The 21,420-nt window shown below is 48.3% G+C and carries 13 protein-coding genes and 1 tRNA gene; 11 read left to right on the top strand and 3 right to left on the bottom strand.

Annotation, left to right across the window (positions count from 1 at the left end; all coding sequences use genetic code 11):
- The first annotated feature begins 77 nt into the window (after positions 1-77).
- Positions 78-1,004, top strand: coding sequence for a transcriptional regulator (locus HGH47_RS08690; protein ID WP_212564928.1), 927 nt, complete (start codon positions 78-80; stop codon positions 1,002-1,004).
- A gap of 80 nt (positions 1,005-1,084) precedes the next feature.
- Here HGH47_RS08690 and HGH47_RS08685 read toward each other — a convergent pair whose 3' ends face one another.
- Complete coding sequence (locus HGH47_RS08685) at positions 1,085-1,651, bottom strand: redoxin domain-containing protein (RefSeq protein WP_212564927.1); 567 nt, start codon at positions 1,649-1,651, stop codon at positions 1,085-1,087.
- 350 nt (positions 1,652-2,001) lie between these two features.
- Here HGH47_RS08685 and HGH47_RS08680 point away from each other — a divergent pair, with 350 nt between their 5' ends.
- Complete coding sequence (locus HGH47_RS08680) at positions 2,002-2,820, top strand: M23 family metallopeptidase (RefSeq protein ID WP_212564926.1); 819 nt, start codon at positions 2,002-2,004, stop codon at positions 2,818-2,820.
- A gap of 78 nt (positions 2,821-2,898) precedes the next feature.
- Positions 2,899-3,813, top strand: a complete 915-nt coding sequence (locus HGH47_RS08675; protein ID WP_253674961.1) for a selenium metabolism-associated LysR family transcriptional regulator — start codon at positions 2,899-2,901, stop codon at positions 3,811-3,813.
- Between the two features lie 31 nt (positions 3,814-3,844).
- On the opposite strand, the gene HGH47_RS08670 is transcribed toward HGH47_RS08675, so the two are convergent.
- Positions 3,845-4,648, bottom strand: coding sequence for a cytochrome c biogenesis protein CcdA (locus HGH47_RS08670; RefSeq protein WP_212564924.1), 804 nt, complete (start codon positions 4,646-4,648; stop codon positions 3,845-3,847).
- Complete coding sequence (locus HGH47_RS08665; protein WP_230974346.1) at positions 4,641-5,270, bottom strand: TlpA family protein disulfide reductase; 630 nt, start codon at positions 5,268-5,270, stop codon at positions 4,641-4,643. Before HGH47_RS08665 ends, HGH47_RS08670 begins: the two co-directional genes overlap by 8 nt.
- Positions 5,271-5,779: 509 nt before the next feature.
- Between HGH47_RS08665 and HGH47_RS08660 the strand changes: the two genes are divergently transcribed.
- The 8 genes from HGH47_RS08660 to HGH47_RS08625 all read left to right on the top strand — a co-directional run bounded on the left by HGH47_RS08660 (position 5,780) and on the right by HGH47_RS08625 (position 21,354).
- A tRNA-Arg gene (locus HGH47_RS08660) sits at positions 5,780-5,853 on the top strand.
- Between the two features lie 227 nt (positions 5,854-6,080).
- Complete coding sequence (locus HGH47_RS08655; RefSeq protein ID WP_212566580.1) at positions 6,081-12,272, top strand: MG2 domain-containing protein; 6,192 nt, start codon at positions 6,081-6,083, stop codon at positions 12,270-12,272.
- A 13-nt stretch (positions 12,273-12,285) separates the two neighbouring features.
- Positions 12,286-13,671, top strand: a complete 1,386-nt coding sequence (locus tag HGH47_RS08650; RefSeq protein WP_212564922.1) for an MFS transporter — start codon at positions 12,286-12,288, stop codon at positions 13,669-13,671.
- A complete protein-coding gene (locus HGH47_RS08645; RefSeq protein ID WP_432911775.1) occupies positions 13,668-15,512 on the top strand; it encodes a glycoside hydrolase family 2 protein in 1,845 nt (614 codons plus the stop codon). The genes HGH47_RS08650 and HGH47_RS08645 overlap by 4 nt, the downstream gene beginning before the upstream one ends.
- Positions 15,513-15,600: 88 nt before the next feature.
- The gene (locus tag HGH47_RS08640; RefSeq protein WP_432911773.1) at positions 15,601-18,195 is read left to right on the top strand and encodes a transglycosylase domain-containing protein; all 2,595 of its coding nucleotides are present in this window, start codon (positions 15,601-15,603) and stop codon (positions 18,193-18,195) included.
- 327 nt (positions 18,196-18,522) lie between these two features.
- On the top strand, positions 18,523-19,107 hold the full coding sequence (locus tag HGH47_RS08635) for a chromate transporter (protein WP_212564919.1): 585 nt from the start codon (positions 18,523-18,525) through the stop codon (positions 19,105-19,107).
- Entirely contained in the window at positions 19,104-19,667 is a 564-nt protein-coding gene (locus HGH47_RS08630; protein ID WP_432911768.1) for a chromate transporter, read from the top strand. Before HGH47_RS08635 ends, HGH47_RS08630 begins: the two co-directional genes overlap by 4 nt.
- 148 nt (positions 19,668-19,815) lie before the next feature.
- Positions 19,816-21,354 carry a leucine-rich repeat domain-containing protein gene (locus tag HGH47_RS08625; RefSeq protein ID WP_432911765.1) on the top strand — a complete coding sequence of 513 codons (1,539 nt, stop codon included), beginning with the start codon at positions 19,816-19,818 and terminating at the stop codon, positions 21,352-21,354.
- Positions 21,355-21,420: the final 66 nt, after the last annotated feature.

Here is a 21,420-nt window from a genome sequence, read left to right as displayed (position 1 = left end):
CCTAACACATGGGTAGCAGAGACTTTGGTGGTTTAACTTGACAGTCTGTTTTTTATTTACTACCATAATTTAGTATTATGCAGTCGGATGCTTTCAGATTTCAGGCACAAGAAGATTTTTCCAAAGCGCGCAATAAGGCATGGATCAATGAGATGCAGAATGTCATGCATCCCGATAAAAAACGGCTTCTTTCGTTGAACGACGTAAAAAAGATTTTAAAACCTAAGAATGAGGTGTATGTCGGGCTTAAAACAGTTCCGATCAAAAAGATTGTCGGCAGTGAGGGGCGCTATAACGATTTTGACAATCATTTTCTCCCCCGTTCAAATGAATTGAAACAACGGTGGGTTAATGTCGATCAAGCTCATTTGTCCGATATCGTGTTGCCGCCCATTCAACTGTATGAGCTCGGCGGATTGTATTTTGTCCGGGACGGGAATCATCGTGTGTCGGTGGCAAAGATGCAGGGCGTTGCGTTTATCGATGCTGAAGTGATCTCGCTGCAAAGCGAGATGCAGCTGCCGCCTGATGTTAGGCTGGACACGCTGCTTGCGGCGGTTATCAGTTACGAAAAACGGGTGTTTTACAACGAAACGAGTTTCGGCGATCTGACCGATTACTGGGATTTGGACTTTACCGCAACCGGTCGCTACGATGTCATCTATAATCATATTCTTGTCCATAAGTATTATATGAACGAGCAGCAGCATACCGAAATCGATTTTAATGATGCGCTGATTTCATGGTTTAAAACGGTGTATCTTCCGGTTATCGCCGTGATAGATAAATATAAGCTGCTTTCCGATTTTAAAAATCGGACGAAGAGTGATATCTATGTTTGGATTGTCAAGCATTGGGATAGGCTCAAACAAAAGAACGGCAACGATTTCAGTCTTGATGATGCCGCACGGGATTTCCTTGCATTAGAGAAAACGGCAAAGGATCAAACGCCATCGGTGCTTGCAAAGCTTAAAGCAACGTTTTCGAAGCTTTTAAAAAAATAGGCATGGGGATGTCTCAAAAGTTGGTTATTTTCGGAACAGCCCCGTTTGCCGGTAACAGCTTTTCTTTAATCAGCACTTCCTTAGATTTTTCCGACTAAGTCAATTGAAGGATACAGGGTATTTTCGCCGGGGTGCCATTTTGCAGGACATACCTGATCGCCGTGCGCTGCAGTAAACTGGGCGGCTTGAACCTTACGCAGCAATTCGGAGGCATCGCGTCCGATGCTGTTATCGTGCACTTCGTATGCTTTGATGATACCGTCAGGGTCAACAACAAAGGAACCGCGGAGAGCAACCCATGTTTCAGGTACAAGGATACCCAAGGAAGCAGCAAAAACACCCGCTTTATCGGCAATCATTTCATACGGCAGAGTACTGATTGTCGCACTTGCATCTGCCCATGCCTTATGCACAAACTCGCTATCGGTAGAAACGGAAAATACCTTGCATCCGATTTCCTGAAATTCCGGATACAGCTTACCCAAATCGGCCAATTCGGTCGGACACACAAACGTAAAATCTGCGGGATAAAACATAAACACGGACCAATTACCTAATAATGACTCAGTCGATACCGTAGTAAACTTTCCCTTGCAGTAGGCAGGCAAAGTAAAATCGATAATCTTTGTTCCGATTAAATTTTCCATAAGATACTCCTATAACTTAAATTGATAATCGTTACGATAATAATGAAACACCCTCTAAATGTCTAGTGCGGGCTAACCGCACTGATAATATTTCAATCGATTACCTCCTTGTTACACGAAATTTTTCTAAAATTTCGTGTAGTTTTTTAGAGAACGGGCAACCGCACCAGACAAATGGATAAAAATCGCAGAATAATGGAGGTTGGACAACCATTTGAACCGCGAAGTGGTTCAACTCTGGTTGAACGGCCTTCATTATTCTGCGGGGTTATTTTAAAACAGTCTGATGCGGTTGCCCTCAACTGCGATATTATGTTTTTTGCATAATGAGCCGATACTTATAGACGAATATGTCTAAGCATCGTTATTCCGTCTGTATTTTTATTTTTTCTCTTGCCGTTTATTCAGTCTCCGGAGCTGATACCCTGCATATATTGGAAAAAGGCGAAACGCTCTATGCGTTAAGCCGCAAATATTCGGTGCCGGTTGCTATTCTCTTGGAACGGAATAACATCAGTGATGCAGGTAAAATTACGGTTGGGCAGAAAATTTACATCCCCGAAACATACACGATACAAAAGGGCGACACCCTTTACAGCATTGCAAAAAAATTCTCCGTTACCGTTGACGCGCTACGGAAGGCGAACAGTCTTTCCGATTCTGCCGTCTTAAAAGTCGGAAAAATATTGATTGTACCGGAACGAGAAAAAACTGCCGTTGCTGCAGCTCCTAAGAATACAGGGGCAGCGCAGCAAAATCCTCAAGCTTCATGGGAAGATCCGCGTTCATATACAAAAAAAGCAATCGACAAAAAGCTTCTGTGGCCTGTTCCCATCTCCGATATTTCGTACCTTTCGGGAAAGCTCTATGGTGTCGCTATCGATTCGACGGCAAACGCTTCCGTACAAGCTATCGCTTCGGGACGCGTTATTTCGATGGGACCGCACCGAGGGTACGGGCAGGTTATCTTTATTCAGTCAAAAACAAAGTATGTCTATGTATACGGGGGGCTGGCGCAGATACTTCCGCAAGCAGGTGCGCATATTACCGTCGGTCAAAAACTTGGTACCCTTGCCTCAGATTCGCTTACCGGTACCCCGCGGCTTTATTTTATGGTATACAAGAACAATAAACCGCTCGATCCCGCAAAGGCGCCGAGAGGTCAGTAATTGCAACGTTCTTAAAATGCCCGAAATATGAGCGGATCCCTTTTTACGATTTTCCTACTACCGTTTTGAGGACTAACTATGGAATTTAAACATCTTGAGGTATTTGTAAAGCTTGTAGAAAATTTGAGTTTTTCTGCGGCGGCCGAAGAATTGAATATTTCCCAGCCGACGGTAAGTCTCCACATCAAACAGCTTGAAGAAGAACTTGACAGCCCGCTCTTTATCCGCTCGACACGGGAGCTGAAAATTACAGAAGAAGGAACGCTGCTCTATCGCGAAGCCAAGGATTTATTGCAGCAGCGTTCATCGCTTATTGATCGGTTTATCAATCCCAATCGAAAAATTCTACGGCTCGGTGCGTCTACCATTCCTACGGGATATATCCTTCCCTTTGTGTTAAGCCGCTTCAAAAACAACCATCCCAATACGCTCATTCAAGTTGAAGAGCAAAACAGTTATGAGACTATCAAACGGATTTCCGCACGAAAGGTAGATGCCGGTATTGTCGGTATGAAAACTGATGATGAAAACTGCGAGTTCTATCCGATTTATCAAGATGAGTTTGTCTTTATTACGCCCAATATCCCCTATTATCGGGCTCTGCAGCAGATACGGCCGGATATAAAGCGGCTTGCGCAAGAACCGCTCATCGTACGGGAAACCGGTTCCGCCGTAAAACAGAATATGGATTTGATACTCACCGCCGCGCATATTTCTATCGAATCGCTCCATATTATTACTACAATTAATAACATCGAAGTGATTAAGCGGCTTGTTATGCAAGGGGTTGGAACCTCGTTTATTTCAAAAATCGCAGTTGATGATATGATAAGCCGCGGCGAGCTGCTTTCTTTTTCACTTGAAAATATCCCGCATCGATACCGCGACCTGTATCTTGTATGGAATAAAAAGATTATGCTCCCAACATATTTACAGGAATTTTTAGATTGCGCACGCCTTTACAAAAAATCCGTAAAGAATAACGCAATCTAAAAAGCCGGTTTCCGGTGGCTTTCCTATATTCCTACACTCCTTGGAATTGTAGCCATCGGGCAAGAGCGCCTGCAATAGAACTGAACGGGGGAGTTCCCGTCTGCGCGTAGTCTTCCAATGCATAGCCTATCTTGGTAAAGAAGGCGGTAATGCTGGCCAAACCGGCGGTTACCATCAGAATTCCGAAAAAGATAATGAGGATGCCTGCCGTTATCTTTACGCCGCGTGCATGTTGTTTAAACCAACGCAGTAACGGTTCCGTTTTATCAAAAAACAGCCCGACCAACAAAAACGGAATGCCAAGGCCGAGCGAATATACGCCAAGCAGAAAGGCTGCTTTTACGGCATTCCCCGACTGAGCGGCAAACAGAAGGATGGACGATAAAATCGGCCCGATACAGGGACTCCATCCGGCGGCAAACAACATCCCGAATACAAACGCCTTTGAAAAACTCGCAGCAGTGTTTGGCGCTTGTGCTTTTATCTCCCCGCGTAAAAACGGAATAAAATCGAAAAGCATGTTAAGGCCGAGAATTATGACAATGGCTCCAGCAATCCGCATAATGACGCGGGGGGCGGAACTGCCGATAAAACGAGCGCCTGTCCCGAAGAGAATAGCGAGCAGCACAAATACCACCGTAAACCCAAGTACAAAGCTGACACTGCGCAGGAAAAGGCGCATACGACCGCTGCCGCCTTCTCGAATTTCCGTCAATGACTCACCTGAAATAAACGAGAGATACACAGGAATGAGCGGCAGGACGCAGGGGCTCAAAAACGAAAGCAGTCCTGCAAAAAACGCCCCGAATAAACCGGGAAGAGACGCACTACCCATCGGCTAATTCCTTGAGCAGTTTTATCAATTCCGCTTGGTCATATTCCATCGCACCGATACGCGCGGCAATAACTTTTCCCTCTTTATTAACGAGGTAGGTAGAAGGGAGCCCGCGTGCCGCAAAGATGGACGATACCGCATTTGATTCATCCAAATAGATGGGAAATGTATACTTATTTTTTTCGATAAAGGACGAAACTTGTGTGCGATGCTCACCGGCATTGACGGCAACAATCCGGAAGTTTGTGCCGCTCATCTTTTTGTATAGGCGCTCGATGGAAGGCATTTCCGCACGGCAGGGCGGGCACCATGTCGCCCAAAAATTGAGGAGCGTGATGTTACCGGTAAAATCACTCACTTTGACAGGATCACCCGTAAGCGCAGGTATCGGCGCGGTTATAGGCAGATCGATCGGCTGGTCATACACATAAAACCCGAGCGAACTGAGCGCTGCAACAGGATCGGTAGAGGTCTGTTGATTTGCAGAACTCTGCGCTGCCGCAGAAGCAGTTTTCCGCGCCTCAGAATCCGACATCGTTGCCGAAGCAGCGGATTGTGTTTGCTTAGCGGAACAGCCAAGCGCAAGGAAACCAAAAGCAATGCATAAATATAATGTTTTCATTTTCATGCACACAAAATAGTATATTTACGGCAAGAAGTCAAATATTCGGAATGATTTTTAATTAAATAATTTTGAAAGATTCTCTAAAATATTTCTTGAGCTGCCGATGCAGCAGATTGGGCAGGGTAACTTCATCAGAAATATGTAAGCACTTAGATCTTTTTTGTGCAAAATTTTGAAGAAAATTTTGCACAGTTTTTTCAGTAGCAGGGCAAATGCATCAGGTAGAGTAGAGCAAAAGCGCAAAATAATTGGGACTGTGAGACCATTTGAACCGCAGTCAGAACTGTCAAGGATGGCAGAGGTGATAAACAGAAATAGGTTTTTGAAAAAACCGGCAGCCAAGGAATTGACACGGATGGCAATTCCTTGGCGTTACTCTGGTTGAACAGCCCCAATTATTTTGCGGGGCTACTAGAAACAGTCTGATGCGTTTGCACGATAGGTTGACTTTTTTTCGTTCCTATTGTATATATATAACATATTCGCAGTGAAAACTGCGCGTCCAAGAGATCGTAGCTCATTTGGATAGAGCAACTGCCTTCTAAGCAGTAGGTGGCGGGTTCGAATCCCGCCGGTCTCATCTTAATATACCACCCGTCGATTTTCGATAGCAAAGATACTTCATAGTTATACTTTTTTCCCTTTCATCGCACAAATCATCTGCCCGAATTTTTTCAATTTTTTTTTTACTGATTAGCTTGAAATATCATGTTGTATATTCAACGTCGCTCTTGTATACTATTAGAAGCATCTATAACCCGTAAGTTTTTAGATGCGCCAGCTGTTATTAGTTGATGGAGCGTGATGATGAAAAAATCCGGTATTATTGTAACGATCATATCCCTGACAGTCCTGATAGTAGGCTGCGGCAAAGGTTCACGTTCGGGCGATGCGAAGCAAAGAGCGTATATCGCAAAGCTGCAGGAGCAGACGCAGCGCAAGTACGATGATCCGAATATTTCGGACTTTGAAAAGCAATTTTTACCGCAGTATGCGATAGAAACGCCCGAACCCGAACAGGAGTCAAAGATACCGGCGTTTAAAGCGCCTGCACCGCAATCATCCGCACAAGATGTCTCCGTTATTCCCGGGGTACGGGCGCTTACGGCATACAAAACCGCCTATACACCGCAATTAACGGCAGAGGCTGGCAGTCAAGTGGATGCTAGCGGCGGAAGAGAAACCGCACAGCAAACCGGCACCATCGACATCCCGCAAAGCGGAGCGCTTACGGTTGCCGATTGGGGACCGAAGGGCAAGATACCCGCTGCGGTAACGTCCCCATCTTTTTATGTTGTGTTCTCGTTGCCGGTTAAGGCAATCGGCGCCCTCGGCAAACCGGAAAAAGAATCCTCTTACCTCTCAATCAGTCCTGCCGTAAAAGGCATATTCCGCTGGTACGGCTCGCGGTACCTTGCCTTTGAACCTGAAGACAGCCTAAAGCCAGGACAGAAATACACGATAACAGTTAAAGACGGGGTACGGGCGCTCAACGGAAAACAAATAGAAGGAAAAAGACAGTTCACCGTTACCAGTGAAGTGCTCCGTATCACGTATTCCCAGCCGGGCTATACATTGCGCAAAAACTCAGACCGGTGGATACCGATCGACACCGACAACCTGATTCCTGAAGCGGCAAACGATGTGCAGCTCAGCTTCAATTATCCGGTACAGCCTGCCGAACTGCAATCGCTTCTTTCCGTATCGGTACAGGAAGCCGGAAAACAAGCCGTCCCCTATCGTTATGCCATCTCCCGCATTAAAGAAGAAAACGACTTCAACGTATTGGTTACGATTGACGGTAAAATCCCCTTCAATGCAACGGTTACCATTGCAGCAAAGCGTCCGGACGGCTCCCTCACCACAGCGCAATACCATACGCTCAAGCCGTTTACCTGCAAAGGCGCAACTGTTTATCATAGCGACTACGGCTATACAAACCCGATAGAGCTCCGGTTCTCCCATCCGGTGGACAAAAAGACCCTACTCAACAATATTTCTATAAAACCGGCGCTTGCATTCGGTGAAAAAAATATCGAAGTGCACAATGCAACATCATACTATTCAACCGTGCTCATTCACGGCTTGCCGGTGGCTCCTCAAGAAACGTACGCCGTTACTGTTCAAAACGGTATAAAGGATACCTACGGCAGAGCGATTGCCTCCGCCGCATCCTATACGGTTACCGTTCCCGACGCACCAAGCTTTGTGCAGTTTACCGATACGGGACATCTGATGCTGGAAGCGGCGTATCCGCATAAATACCTGTTTGAATATCAAAATATCCTTTCCCAATCAGACTATGCAATCGCAAAAACCGGCGATCCGCTGAATCTTTCGAGCTGGGGAGATGCATACAACAGTTCAAAGGCAAAGCCATTAAATGTCTCCGTGCGGAATAAACGGCAGTTTGAACTTGCCGACCTTGACCCCTACCTTGAAAACGGCAAGGGGTTTGTCCGCATCGATTCTGAAATAACGCTGCCGCCTTATTCACAGCGGGATACAAAGCCGCGTGTCAGCCGCCGAACCTCGACCGTGCAAGTAACAGACCTCGGCATCACCGTCCGCTCCGCACTCAATAAAACCGTTGTACTGGTTTCTAAACTGTCGACGGGAGAACCGGTGGAAGGCGCTTCGGTGTACCTGTACGATGCGAAAACCGATAAGAATGAAACGGTAAGTCCCGAAGAAGGTGCGCAAGAGCCATTTGCCTCCGGCACCACCGATAAAGAAGGGCTTGCCGTCCTTCCTTATGGAAACAAAAGTATCCGTTTTTTCCGTAACGCGAAACATTATGCAGCCGTGTTCGTAGAAAAAGACGGGGATAAAGCTGTTTTCTATCCGCGCACCCACAGCCCGTGGCGCTTCGATGTTCCTGCAGCGTACTATCCGCCGGAAGTTGCTGAAACACATCAGCGGACGTTCCTCTTCTCGGACAGAGGGCTGTATAAACCCGGAGAAACGGTTTCGTTCAGAGGAATTGACCGCACGCAAACGTTCAGTACCTTTGCGCCGTACGAGGGGCAGTACAGTATTACGCTGTCCGGCTATTCATCGGAAGGAGATGAGGTCGACGTTGCAGAACAAGAAGGTACCTGTACCGATTCGGGCAGCTTTTGGGGATTATTCGACTTACCGGAAGATTTGCCCCCCGGCTCCTACAGCCTGACCTACCGGCGGACTGACGGCGATGAAAACAACCGAGTACAAGAATGCCCGATCACTGTCGCATATTTTGAAAAGCTGAAATTTCAAGCGGAAGTCAGTATGCCGCAGCAGCCGATTATTATGGGAGATACCATCAAAGCGGCGGTATCAGCCTCGTACCTTTCAGGCGGGGGGCTTGGCAAAGCTGCGTACAGCGGAAACTGGATGCGGCAGGGAGCCTCTTTTAACCCTCGACATCCGGCATTAAAGCCCTATCAGTTTGGAGCAGAAGGCTACGGTATCGATCAGATTGCATCGTTTTCCGGAAAACTTTCGAATACGGGGACGGCGGAACTTTCATGTCAAGCCGCAGCTTCGGAAGGCATTATCGGGCTTCCTTATCGGTACAGCGCAGAAGTTTCGATAACCGACATCAGCAATCAGCAAATTTCCGCACGGAATACCGTTATGGTGCATCCGGCAGCGCTCTACATCGGGCTTGCACGGCCTGAAAACCTTACCGGCTTTGCGCAAAAAGGGCAAAAGCTCACCTTTCCGTTCATCCTCGCCTCCCCCGACGGCAATCCGCTTGGCGACACCAAACCGGCCGCGGAGGATTTTACCGTTGAGCTGATCAGGGAAAACTGGAAGCTCGTGCAGGAACGCGGCTCGGGCGGCAGTGTTTACTCAAACTACGAAAAAGAAAACATCACCGAGCATACGGCAACCGTGAAACCCGCTGCAAAGGGAACGGTGCAGGTAACGCCGAAAAATGCCGGTTCATATATTCTGAGCATGAGCGGAACCGATACCGCAGGGCGCACGTTCAAAACCGATTACCGCTTCTATGTTACCGGATCGGGCGCGAGCTTTTGGGATCGCGATTATGAAGACGCCCTGCGCCTTACACCCGACCAATCGCTGTACAACCCCGGCGACACCGCCCGCATTTTGATGCAAAGCCCGCTCCCTGCGGGAAGATACCTTATCACGGTAGAGCGCGAAGGTATCTTTACGGAAGAAATCCGCGAATTCGACGGGAATACGCAGGTTTTGGAAATCCCCATTGCGGGCAACTATGTACCCGTGGTGTATGTTGCGGTGTCGTCGTATTCGGTACGGACAAAGGAGCCTGAGCACAAGCTTGGCGAACTTGATCTTGATAAGCCGAAAGGTATGTTCGGTATGACGCCGGTCTTTGTAAATGCCCGCGTCAAAGCGTTCTCCGTCGAACTCGCCGCAGATAAGTCCATATACAAACCCGGAGAGGAAGCAACCGTTACACTGACGGCGACAAGAGGCGGTAAGCCTTTGGTCAATGCGGAACTCACCCTGCTTGCCGTAGACCGCGGCGTCCTCGATTTAATAGACTATCACGTGCCCAATCCGCTCGACTTCTTCTATAATCCCGGCAATTTCCAGCTCGGTGTCATTGGCGGAGATTCCCGCGCGTGGCTGATGGATCCCGTTATGGAGGAAGCGAAAACCCTTGCAGGCGGCGATTCGGACGGCGGCAAAGGGGATGATGAAGCGGAACGCAGCAACTTTAACCCGACCGCGGTATTTATTCCTATCTTAAAGACGGATTCAAACGGTAAGGTAACGGCAACCTTTAAGCTACCGGATACGCTGACCAGCTACCGGCTTACCGCCGTCGGAGCACATACCGACCTTTTTGCCCTGCACGAAGAAGAGATTACCGTGCAGAACACCGTCAACATCCTGCCGGTTATGCCTCGCCGCCTCCGCGAACGGGATACGGCAGAATGCGGCGTCCTCATTTCCAATGTGGACACCCGCGCTCACAGCATTACGATACGCGCCTCAGTCCGCGAACCCGGCTCGCAAGATGATTCCGCTGCCGATGCACAGGGCGGTAAGCAAGGAAGCGCGGGAAATGCCGCCGGTCAAAAAAATGGACAGGGGCAGGATACCTCTGCGGTCGGCATACCGCACCGCGGAGCCGCCTTTATCGACGGGGAGACAACGCATACGGTTACCGTTGCAGGCGGGCAGCAGGCGGCGGTCTACTTTGACATTGCAGCGGTAAAGGCGGGCACGGTGGAGGCGGTGTTTACCGTTTCTTCCGATGCGCTCAAAGAAAAACTGATACAGCCGCTCGTTATCGAACGGCCATTTGTCTTTGAAACCGTAACTTCAACCGGCGCTATCGCAAAAGATGAAAACGAAGCAGCCGAGGGGCTGATCATTCCGTCTATGGCAGATGAAAACACCGGATCGCTCAGTCTGACGCTGGATTCAAGCGGACTCGGCGCACTGTCGTCGGCTATTGATTACGTATTCGACTATCCGTTCCTCTGCATGGAACAGCAGTCTGCCCGTATTCTACCGCTCGTCCTGTTTGAAAACTACATCGACGTATTCTCGCTTAAAAGCAAGGTACCGAATGTCCGGCACACGGTCAAAAAAACGATGGCGGCATGGGCGCGGGAACAAACGTACGAAGGCGGCTTCCCCTACTGGCCGGGCGGCTGGGACACAGACTTTTATGTCAGTTTACGGATTGCGCATATCTGCGCCGCCGCACAGCAGCGCGGATACAGCCAAGATGATATTGCCGTCAATACAAAAAAACTGACCGACTATATTCGCTCACAGCTGCTTGCGAAGAGGAAAGCACTCTCGCCGTACATACAGGCCTACGCCTGCTTTGTACTGGCAATGAACAACGCCGGTTTTGATGAGAGCATTTTGACGGCTGTTCAGGCACGGGTAATTCCTCAGCTGGAAGACTACACTGCGCAGCCGAATGATCTTGCCGCCCTTGCATTGCTGAGCTTAACGTACACGCAGCGGAACCGCGCCGGAGATGCGGCAAAGGCGGCGAAGTGCATGGAACGGATTATAAACTCCTGCCGCTTTACCACCCGCAGCGTATCGCTCGCGGTGCCGCCGCCGCAGGGTTACCGCTTCTGGTACGATAACGACCTTTCGCTCGACTTGGCGCTTATCCTGCAGAGCTTGGTAAAAGCGGCGTCCGACCATAGCCGTGAGGATGCGGTGCGGGCAGTGCTGTATACCCTGCTCCAGCGTCAAAAGGGCGGTTATTGGCAAAATACGGCAACCACGGCTCACGTCCTCGAGGCGGTGTACGAATATATTCAGTATGCGCAGCTTGATGCTACCGACTTTACCACGGCGGCATCGCTCGCCGGTAAGGAGCTGCTCACCGCGGCGTTTAAAGGAGCGGCAGCAAAACCTGCGTTTCAGCTGTTCTCATTTAAGGAACAGCCGGTGTCAGAGGCAAAACGGGATACCCTGCTGCCGCTCCGCTTTACCAAAACCGGTACGGGACAGCTCTACTATACCGCCTCGCTTGCGTATGCACTGCCGCAGGAACGCCAGCAGCCGCGCGACGAAGGGCTTGGAGTTTCCTGTACTATTCGCGACATTGCCGCAGATACAATCGTAACGCCGGATTCGGAGAACAGCTCGGTTATCACCCTCGAAAGCGGCAAAACCTACGAAATGGCAATCCGCCTCTCGTCGGGAAAGGACTATACGTTTGTCGCGCTGCGGGCGCCCATCCCCTCAGGCGCGGAAATTTCAGACGCAGCCTTCGTTACCACCGCATCGGACAACTACAGGGAAGAGGAAGCAGATACGGAGAAACCGTGGACTGATTGGCGGGATCCCGGTAATCAGCAGATATACGACAACGAAGTACAGTATTTCTGGAACACTTGGGATAAAGGCGGTACCACGGTACGCTTTAAATTCCGTGCAGCCCGCCGCGGTGTATTCCCCTGCCCACCCGCAACCGCCGAGTGTATGTACGAAAACGAAATCTTTGGACGAAGCGGCGGAATACTGTATGTGATTAAGTGATGGATAATAAGTAATGGATACTATGAAAGAAAAAACACTTATCGGAACAAAACGGTTTTGGTTTTTAATGTGGGGCTTAGGTCTTGCGGGGCAGTTATGCTGGAATATCGAAAATCAATGGTTTAATACCTTTGTGTATGCAAAGATCGCTAAAGATTCCTCTATCGTAACGCTCATGGTTATTACCAGCGCTTTGGTCACAACATTCTCAACCTTCATATTCGGGACACTGTCGGATAGAATAGGTTCGAGAAGAAGATTTATCTCTATAGGCTACATCGTATGGGGATTGACGACGATTCTGTTCGGTCTTACCGAATTTGTGGGACACGGACAGGTCGGGACCGGAGCAAAGGCTTCAATCTGGGCAGCAGTCCTTGTTATTTTAGCCGATGATGTTATGAGCTTTTTCGGCTCTATGGGAAACGATTCGGGATACAACGCATGGAGCAACGACATGACTACCGATAAAAACCGTGGTCAAGTCGGAGCCGTGCTCGCAATTCAACCGATAATCGGCACCATCGTCGGCACCGTATTGGGCGGTTTGCTCATCGGCAGCGAAAATAACTATCAGCGGTTGTTTTGGTCTATGGGTATCTTTGTCATCCTTGCAGGACTTCTCTCGCTTCTTCTATTAAAAGATTCTCCCGACTTAAAACCTTGCAAAACCGGTTCATTTTGGGAGCAATTGAGCTCAATCTTTAAAGCGGAAGGATTTTTTTCTCAAAAAGAATTGATGCTTGCGTGTATTACAACGGCACTTTTTTTTGTTTCGTTCAATGTTTATTTTGTCCACATGGGAAACTGGATGATTTACCGTATGGGCTTTAACGCTGGGAGCATGGGCATTATTCAAGGATTATGTTTAGTCGCCGCGTCCCTGCCGGTGATTCCTGCAATCGGGATTATCAATAAGAGGCATACTCCGCAGCTTGCCTGTTTTGCAATTATTCTGAATATCGTCGGCTTATGCATTTTATCGCTCTTTGCAAAGCCCGCAGCTTTTAACACGGAAACGGTATTCTGCATGCAAAACATTCCGCTGTTCCTTTCCGTTTTCCTTGCAGGTGCAGGACAAATTCTCGTTACGCAATCGATGACCATCTGGGTTAAAGAACTCTATCCCGAAACCGCACGCGGTCAGTTTGAAGGTATCCGTATTCTCTTTTTTGTCCTCACCCCGATGATTATCGGAACCGTGATAGGCAACATCATTGTTAAAAACGGAGCAGGCTCCATCGCGAATGAATTCGGAATCATCGAAAATATTCCCGCAGAATCCATCTATCTGTGGGGAGCGATTCTAGCGGTAACGGCGCTCTTCCCGCTCTTTTTCGCATCGAAAATGTATAACCGGCGCAGAAACGACCTCCTTACCATCGAGACAATAACATGAGAAAAAACAAACCGATAAAACCTTTACTCACACCGTGGGGTGAAGCGCTCGACAAGCGAAAGCCCTTAAACGATTACCCACGCCCTCAGTTGGCGCGGAAAGAATGGCAATGCTTAAACGGAGCATGGGACTACGCGATAACCGCCGATAAACAGATGCCTAAAATATGGGACGGAGAAATAATCGTACCGTTCTCTCCGGAAACAATCCTGTCAAATGTACAGCGGCAGTTGCTTCCGGGGGAGACGCTATGGTACTGCAGAACATTCAATTTTGAACAATGCAAACCGAGTGAGCGACTTCTTTTACATTTCGGAGCGGTAGATCAACACTGTACCGTCTATGTCAACGGTAAAGAAGCAGGTTCCCATTCGGGGGGATACTGGCCGTTCTCTTTTGATATCAGCGATTTTTTAAACGGTGATACAACGGAAATCGTCATTGCAGTTACCGACGATACCGATACCGGTGATGAGGCCTACGGTAAGCAAACCTTAAACCGAGGAGAGATTTGGTACACGGGGCAGAGCGGTATTTGGCAAACCGTATGGTGCGAAAAAGTTCCCGACACTCATATCGAAAAGATCAATATAGCTCCTCATTATCAAACCGGTGAAGTTGAAATTTCAGTTTTTATTACCGGAGCCGATACCGGCGGAAACAATGTAAACTCTTCGCATCGACTTGATGATATATATGTTAAACTTGATGATGATATACGCATTAAAATCTTTGACTCCGGTTCTGTAATTGTGGAAGACACGCTCACAACCAATCCGCTGCGGATAAAAATGCCTGCCGATTTTAAGAGTTGGAGTCCCGAACATCCTTTCCTCTATGATGTGGAAATCCGTGCAGGAGAGGATACGGTAACTTCATACTTCGGTATGCGGGAATTCGGAATCATCAACGGCAAACACGGTCCCGTTCTCAGTCTAAACGGAACGCCGATCTTTCATCACGGGCTCTTGGATCAGGGTTATTGGAGCGACGGAATGTATACGCCGCCTTCCGACGAGGCGATGATTTGGGAAATTAAAAAGCTGAAAGATATGGGTTTTAATATGCTGAGGAAGCACATTAAAATAGAACCCCTCCGCTGGTACTACCATTGCGATAGACTCGGAATGCTTGTCTGGCAGGATTTTGTCAGCGGCGGCGGCCCGTATAAACCGTTTGTCGTTCAATATGCACCGTGGCTCGGCTTCAATTTTAACGATACGAAAAACCGCTATGCCCTCCACGGACGCAAAAGCGAAAAGGGGCGAACCATATTTTTACGCGATGCCGAACGTACCATCGATTTACTGTATAATACGGTAAGCCTTTCGGTATGGGTTCCTTTTAATGAAGGATGGGGACAATTCGAAGCAGCCTCAATGGCGGAATACGTCCATAAAAAAGATCCTACGAGGCTCATCGATCATGCAAGCGGCTATTTTGATCAAGGGGCAGGAGATTTCCACAGCTATCACATTTATTTTAAGTCCTTCCGCCCGAAACCCGATCCGTTGAATCGGATTTTAGCCTTAACCGAATTCGGAGGGTTCAGCTTAGCCGTGGACGGTCATACCTCCTCCGATATTTTATACGGTTATAAAATCTTCAAAGATAGACAATCTTTAAACGACGGTATCCGGAACCTCTATGAAACCGATGTATATCCGGCGATGGAAAAGGGATTGAGTGCTTCAATTTATACTCAAGTGAGCGATGTTGAAGATGAGGTGAACGGTATTTTTACTTATGACAGGAAAGAAACAAAATTGGATATGGACTTGAGCTTACAGATTGCCGAAACGTTACATGGACTTTTCAAAAAACACTGCTCCGATAAGTAAATGATGAGCAAGACCTTCGGCGAATATAGCAGTATGGGTATGACATCAATATCGTTCATACAACCGATTGTGCCGATTATAAATGATTATGAAAATACGGCAGAGTAATACGCGCAGATTATCTAAAAAACGGCTGCTGTACGGCACGGCAGCGTTGCTGAGTGCACTCTGTATCGGCAGTTGGCTTTCGCTCTTTTTCCCGTTCCCGGAACTGGACGCTTTTATGAAGCGGGATTGGAGTACCCGCGTCTATGATCGGGGCGGCAACCTTATTCAAATCCTCGCACTGGAGGACGGCATACGGCGTGAATTTACGGCGTATGAATCGATGCCGCCCGATGCCGTCCGCATCTTTCTCGCTGCGGAGGACAAGGATTTTTTCTCCCACCGCGGCATCGATGTTGCCGCTATTGCACGAGCAGCTTATCAAAATATCAGCAGCGGAAAGCGGGTCAGCGGCGCGTCTACCGTTACGATGCAGCTTGCCCGCCTCGTCGTTCCGGCAAAAAGGCGCACGTTTTTTGCAAAGCTCCGTGAAGCTCGAAACGCGCTCCGGATTGAGCGGTGCCTTTCAAAACAGGGTATTCTTGAACTCTATCTTAACAGCCTTCCGTTCGGCTTCCAAACCGAAGGCCTTACCTCGGCAGCAAGGAATTTTTTTGCCCTGCCGCTTTCGGAACTGACTGCGGAACAGCTCTGCTGCCTCGCAGTCATCCCCCGCCGTCCCGCCGGTTACAACCCGCTTGAGCATCCCGAAGCCTGTGCCGAAAAAGCAGCCGCGCTCTACCGCTCCGTCTTTATGCAAGAAAGCGAAGCACAGGACGGACAACAAGACACCCCGCTTACAAACCGGCTGTTGCAGGCGGCCCGTACCGCACGCCGCTTTGAATACCCCTTTGGGATGCCTCATTACATCGAATACCTTGTACGGCGGTATAAAGCAGGCGATTTTCACCGACAACCGGAAGTTCCGCAAGGCGGTACTCAACCGCAACCGACAGACAGTTCGGAAATTGCGCAGGATAGCAGTCTCACACAGAAAAACAGTCAGCTACAGACAGCGCACCGGTCCGTATCGGCATTCCCCAAAGCAGCACCTCAAGCATTGCCGCCCGACTGGTATTTAACCGCAGACAGCGCCTTGTCCGCTCAGGCTGAACTGCTCCTCTGCGCTCAGTTGAAAAACAATCCTCAAGCACGCGTACACAACGGCGCCATTCTCGTTATCGAAAACGCAACCGGAAATATCCTTGCGTGGGTAGGCTCAAACTCATATTTTGACGATGAAAGCAACGGAAAAATCGACGGCGTTACCGCGTTAAATCAGAGCGGGAGCAGTTCAAAACCGTTTTTATATGCGCTCGCATTGGAACAAGGATGGAAGCCGTCGGATATACTGCCGGATATTCCGATACGGTTCGGAAAGGAGGAGGCGTATATCCCGCGCAACTTTAATAACCGCTTTAACGGTCCCGTCCGCTTACGGGTTGCGCTTGCCTCCAGCCTCAACATCCCCGCCGTCTATCTCCTCAACGAACTCGGTATCGAAACCTATCTGCGTACGTTAGAGGAACTCGGCTTTCAGTCTATCGATACGGAGGACTCGGATGTAAAGCTATCGCTTGCACTCGGCAGCGTACCGGTTCCCCTCTACGAACTGGTACGCGCGTTCAGCGTTTTTCCCCGCGACGGAGTACTCCTTCCGCTGCGCTCATTTACGGACGGGAGCACTGCCGACGGCTTTTCCGTACCCAAACAGGTTTTCAGCGCAGACACCGCGCGGCTCATCTGCTCAATCCTTTCAGATTCCGCAGCAAGGGCAAAGGGATTCGGTTTCTCTTCACCCCTCAACACTCCCTTCCCTTCCATCTTTAAAACAGGAACGGCGAATCAATTCCAAAGCCTTATCGCCCTCGCATCATCATCGGCCTTTACCGTCGGCATCTGGATGGGGAATTTTGCAGGCAATACCGTTATCGGAAAAACAGGAAGCTCCGCTCCCGCTTCGATTGCTCGGAACTTACTCGTCCTGCTGCACAGCCAGCCCTTCACGGACGGTCTTCCGGTACCGGCAAAAAACTTTGCAGAACCGGAGCACTGGCGCCGCGAATCCGTTTGCGCCCTTTCGGGAATGCCCGCCGGTCCCGCATGCCACAATACCGTACAGGAATATCTGCCGTCCGCATTCGCCGCTTTCAACGAGCACAATAGGTACAATGGACAGCGCGGATACAACAGCTTCGGCACATCCAACCGGCTCAACGCACCCAACCGGCACGGCACATATAAACGGGAAACCGGCGAATATGACCAAGCGGGCGGCGAATGCAGCTGGCACCAAATACAAAACGGGCACTTAGTTACCGTATACCCCGAAGAATACCGGCGCTGGTTTTCGAACATCACACGGCACGGTACAATCGGACAGCCGAGCAATGCGTTAACTGTCATCCGGCCGACAGACGGCAGCCGTTTTGTCAGCAATGCTCGTTACCAAGGCATCGGCGTTCCAATCGAAATTACCGGCGGTACGGAAGATACCGTACACATTAGCTACGACGGCCGCGCTCCGATTACCCTAAACCGCCCGTTTTCAGGCAGCCTTCCGTTGGAAAAAGGAGAACACCGGCTTATCGTCCGCTGCGGCGATGATGAGGTGTCTGTTGCATTCACCGTTGAATGAAAGGAAACATCTAACAATCAAACCGAGTTTTAAAAGATACTTTTTGAGTATTCGCTGCACGGACAGGATATCTGCAACAGAAAGCGCAACAGTAATAACGATGCCGATCAGAAATTGGGTTCTTGCAGTCAATCAATTTGCAATATTGTTAACGTTGTAAGAAGTTTTGTGTAAATGGGTATTATACAATAATCAAAGATTGCTTTGATAAAGAAAAAAAGTTACAATATGGTAATTATCAGGGTAAGGTTATCGCTGTGTACTGTACCAACAAGACCGCGAATCAATTTTTTAGAGGTGTGCAATAGTGTAAGGGGGCGGTGAGCTATGAAAGACGGATTGATACGATATGTGCAGTTGTTCACGGCTTTTTTTAAGATAGGACTTTTTACCTTTGGCGGCGGTATGAGTATGCTGCCGATGCTGCAACGGGAATTGGTAGAATCGAAGCAGTGGCTGACTGAAGAAGAAATTCTGAATTACTTTGCGATAGGGCAGTGTACGCCGGGAATTATTGCGGTCAATGTCGCGACGTTCTGCGGGTATAAGCGCGCCGGCCTTTTGGGAGCGATTGTGAGCACAATAGGGATTGTGTGCCCTTCGTGGATTGTCATTACGTTGATAGCCGGTTCCGTCTCCCGCTTTTCCGATATTGAATGGATACAGCGTGCGATGAAAGGCGTCTATGTCGCTGTTGCCGCCCTGCTTGCCCGTGCGGTTTTTACTTTCGGCAAAAAGATTATTACCGACTTCGTTACCGCGGGGATTGCTGTCGGCGCCTTTCTCGCAATGTCCGTGTGGAATATTTCCGGTATCTTGATTGTGCTTGCCGCCGGTATCATCGGGTTTTGTGCGCAGATTATCCGAAACGGCAAAAGAGCTTCCGGCCGCCGTAAGGAGGATAACGAATGAGTTTGTTCGGTTTATTTTTCCTTTTTATGTATATCGGCCTTTCTACCATCGGCGGCGGACTGGTTGCCGTCAGCTTGATGCAGCAGGAGTTGGTAGCCCGCTCGATTATCAGTTCTGAACAGTTTATTGCAATGATTGCCGTTTCGGAATCGACGCCGGGGCCGATCGGTATCAACATGGCGACCTATATCGGGTATGAGTTGTATGGTATTTGGGGCAGCCTTGTATTGACGACAGGGATTGTGCTGCCGTCGCTGATCGTGATTGTATTGATAGCCTGCTTTACCCAATCGTTTCAAAATGCGGCGCCGGTTAAGAATACCATGTACGGACTGCGGGCGGGAGCCGCGGGGATGATTGCCGCTGCTGCATGGAACGTACTTGCCGTTGCGGTATTTACATTGCCTGCCTTTTACGCTTCGCGGCAGTGGACGGAATTGGTTGACTGGAAAGCTGCAGCCGTCTTTTGTCTTTTCTTGCTTGTGCAAATACTGTTTAAGCGGCTGCATCCCATCTTTTTAATTCTTGCCGGAGCTGTTGTCGGTCTTGTGTTGTTTTAAAAAACGTACAAATAGTACGGCTTTTATCTGCAAAGTTTGCCTTTTGCAAACTTGCATATTGTATGCATGTTCTCACTTCGTTACGAACATGCGTAAAAAGTCAATCGAAAGTTGATACTTTCTTCTTGACTTTTTATGGAGGGAAGCCATGAAAACAAAACTATGGTCTATCGGATTGGTATTACTGATATGCTGCCTTTCATCATGCTATCCGCCTTTTAGTGCTCCGGTTGATGTTGAATATGCCGATATTATCATTGAGCTGGATACGAAAATGAAAGGCATTGCAGTATTTGCCGACACAGTGAGCGGCCGTCCTGCGCGTCTTATCGGAGCGAGAACGGACACCGCCGATAAAATGCAGGAGTTGCCGCCTTTTTCTGCAAGAGATAAAGGCTCCTCCCCAATCATACTGCTCAATCAGGAGCGTATCGGTATTGTCGGAGATATAACGCAAATAGAAATAAGGGGGCTTTTTCTTTTTACCGGTCCCCCCACAACAATAACCGGTATGGTATTCAAAAACGGGAAACATATCAAAACATTGATATGTGCGCCGCATAAATTTACTGCAATGCCTCATTTTTCTGCACTGACTGAATTGGAGTATCTTGAACTTTCGGGACAGGTATACACTCTTTCCCCTCAAAAGCAAACGCTTGATCTATCGAATAATAAGAAACTTAAAGTACTATCGGCTAAAACTACCTTCGAAAGCATAGCCTTACCTGATTCGCCGCATTTGCAAAAATTGGACATAAGCGTTACGGAAAACGAAAGTTTTAATCTTTCCCGATATCCTAACTTAGAAGAACTGATCCTGCGTTGTGAAACCTCCGTTGATCTTTCCGGTAATCCTAAGCTAAGAATAGTGCAGCTCAGCGGCGCTACGAATGACACGCTCAATTTGCTGCAAAATCCGCATTTAGAACAGCTCAGTATGCACGGTAAACAACTTCATTCACTCATACTGCCGCAGCTGTCTCATTTAAAATATTTAGATACCTCAGGGTGCACTCTTTTAACCGCACTGGATACTTCGGCTATGCCGAAACTGGAGAAACTTGATTGCAGCTGGAACAGTTTAACTTCGTTGGATGTTTCAAATAACCTTTTTTTACACAACTTATATTGTGCCTCCAATGCAAATGAGGACGGTGAGGGCGGTATTAAAACGCTCATCTTAGGCAATTTGCCTGAATTAAAAATACTTAATTGCAGACGGAACAATTTGAACGTACTGGATATAGAAGGCTGTCCGCATTTGGAAATCTTGAACTGCAGCTATAATAACCTGCAAACGCTTGATGTTTCAAAACAGCGGGAATTAGAGAGATTGTTTTGCGCTTGGAATCGCCTGAAAATCCTTGATGTACGAACATGTCAAATACTCAATGATATGACGTGTTCGTACAATGCTTTAACTGAGATAAAAATAGACCCGCACAATTTATCAAAAGCGCCTTTCGGTATTATTACGCTGGACATTAAAAAAAACAGATTGACTCGCGCAACGCTCGATGCACTGTTATACAGCCTTCCTAAAAAAAATGCCGCTTCGTATTGTGAAGTGATTTATCAGGCAGATAAAAATAAACCCGATGCGTATCCCTATGAAAATGAAGAGCCGAGTATCGAAGCCCGTATCACTGCAACGGAAAATAATTGGACAATTATAAAGCGGTAGCAATCCCCGATTTTGCTTGCACGGAAATCAATTTTTATGTCTGACTATTAACGAAGCGGCGTTGAT

It is taken from the genome of Treponema sp. OMZ 805 (genome assembly GCF_050937395.1).
In the GTDB taxonomy this organism is placed as follows: domain Bacteria; phylum Spirochaetota; class Spirochaetia; order Treponematales; family Treponemataceae; genus Treponema.
This window is presented reverse-complemented; position numbering and strand designations above follow the sequence as displayed.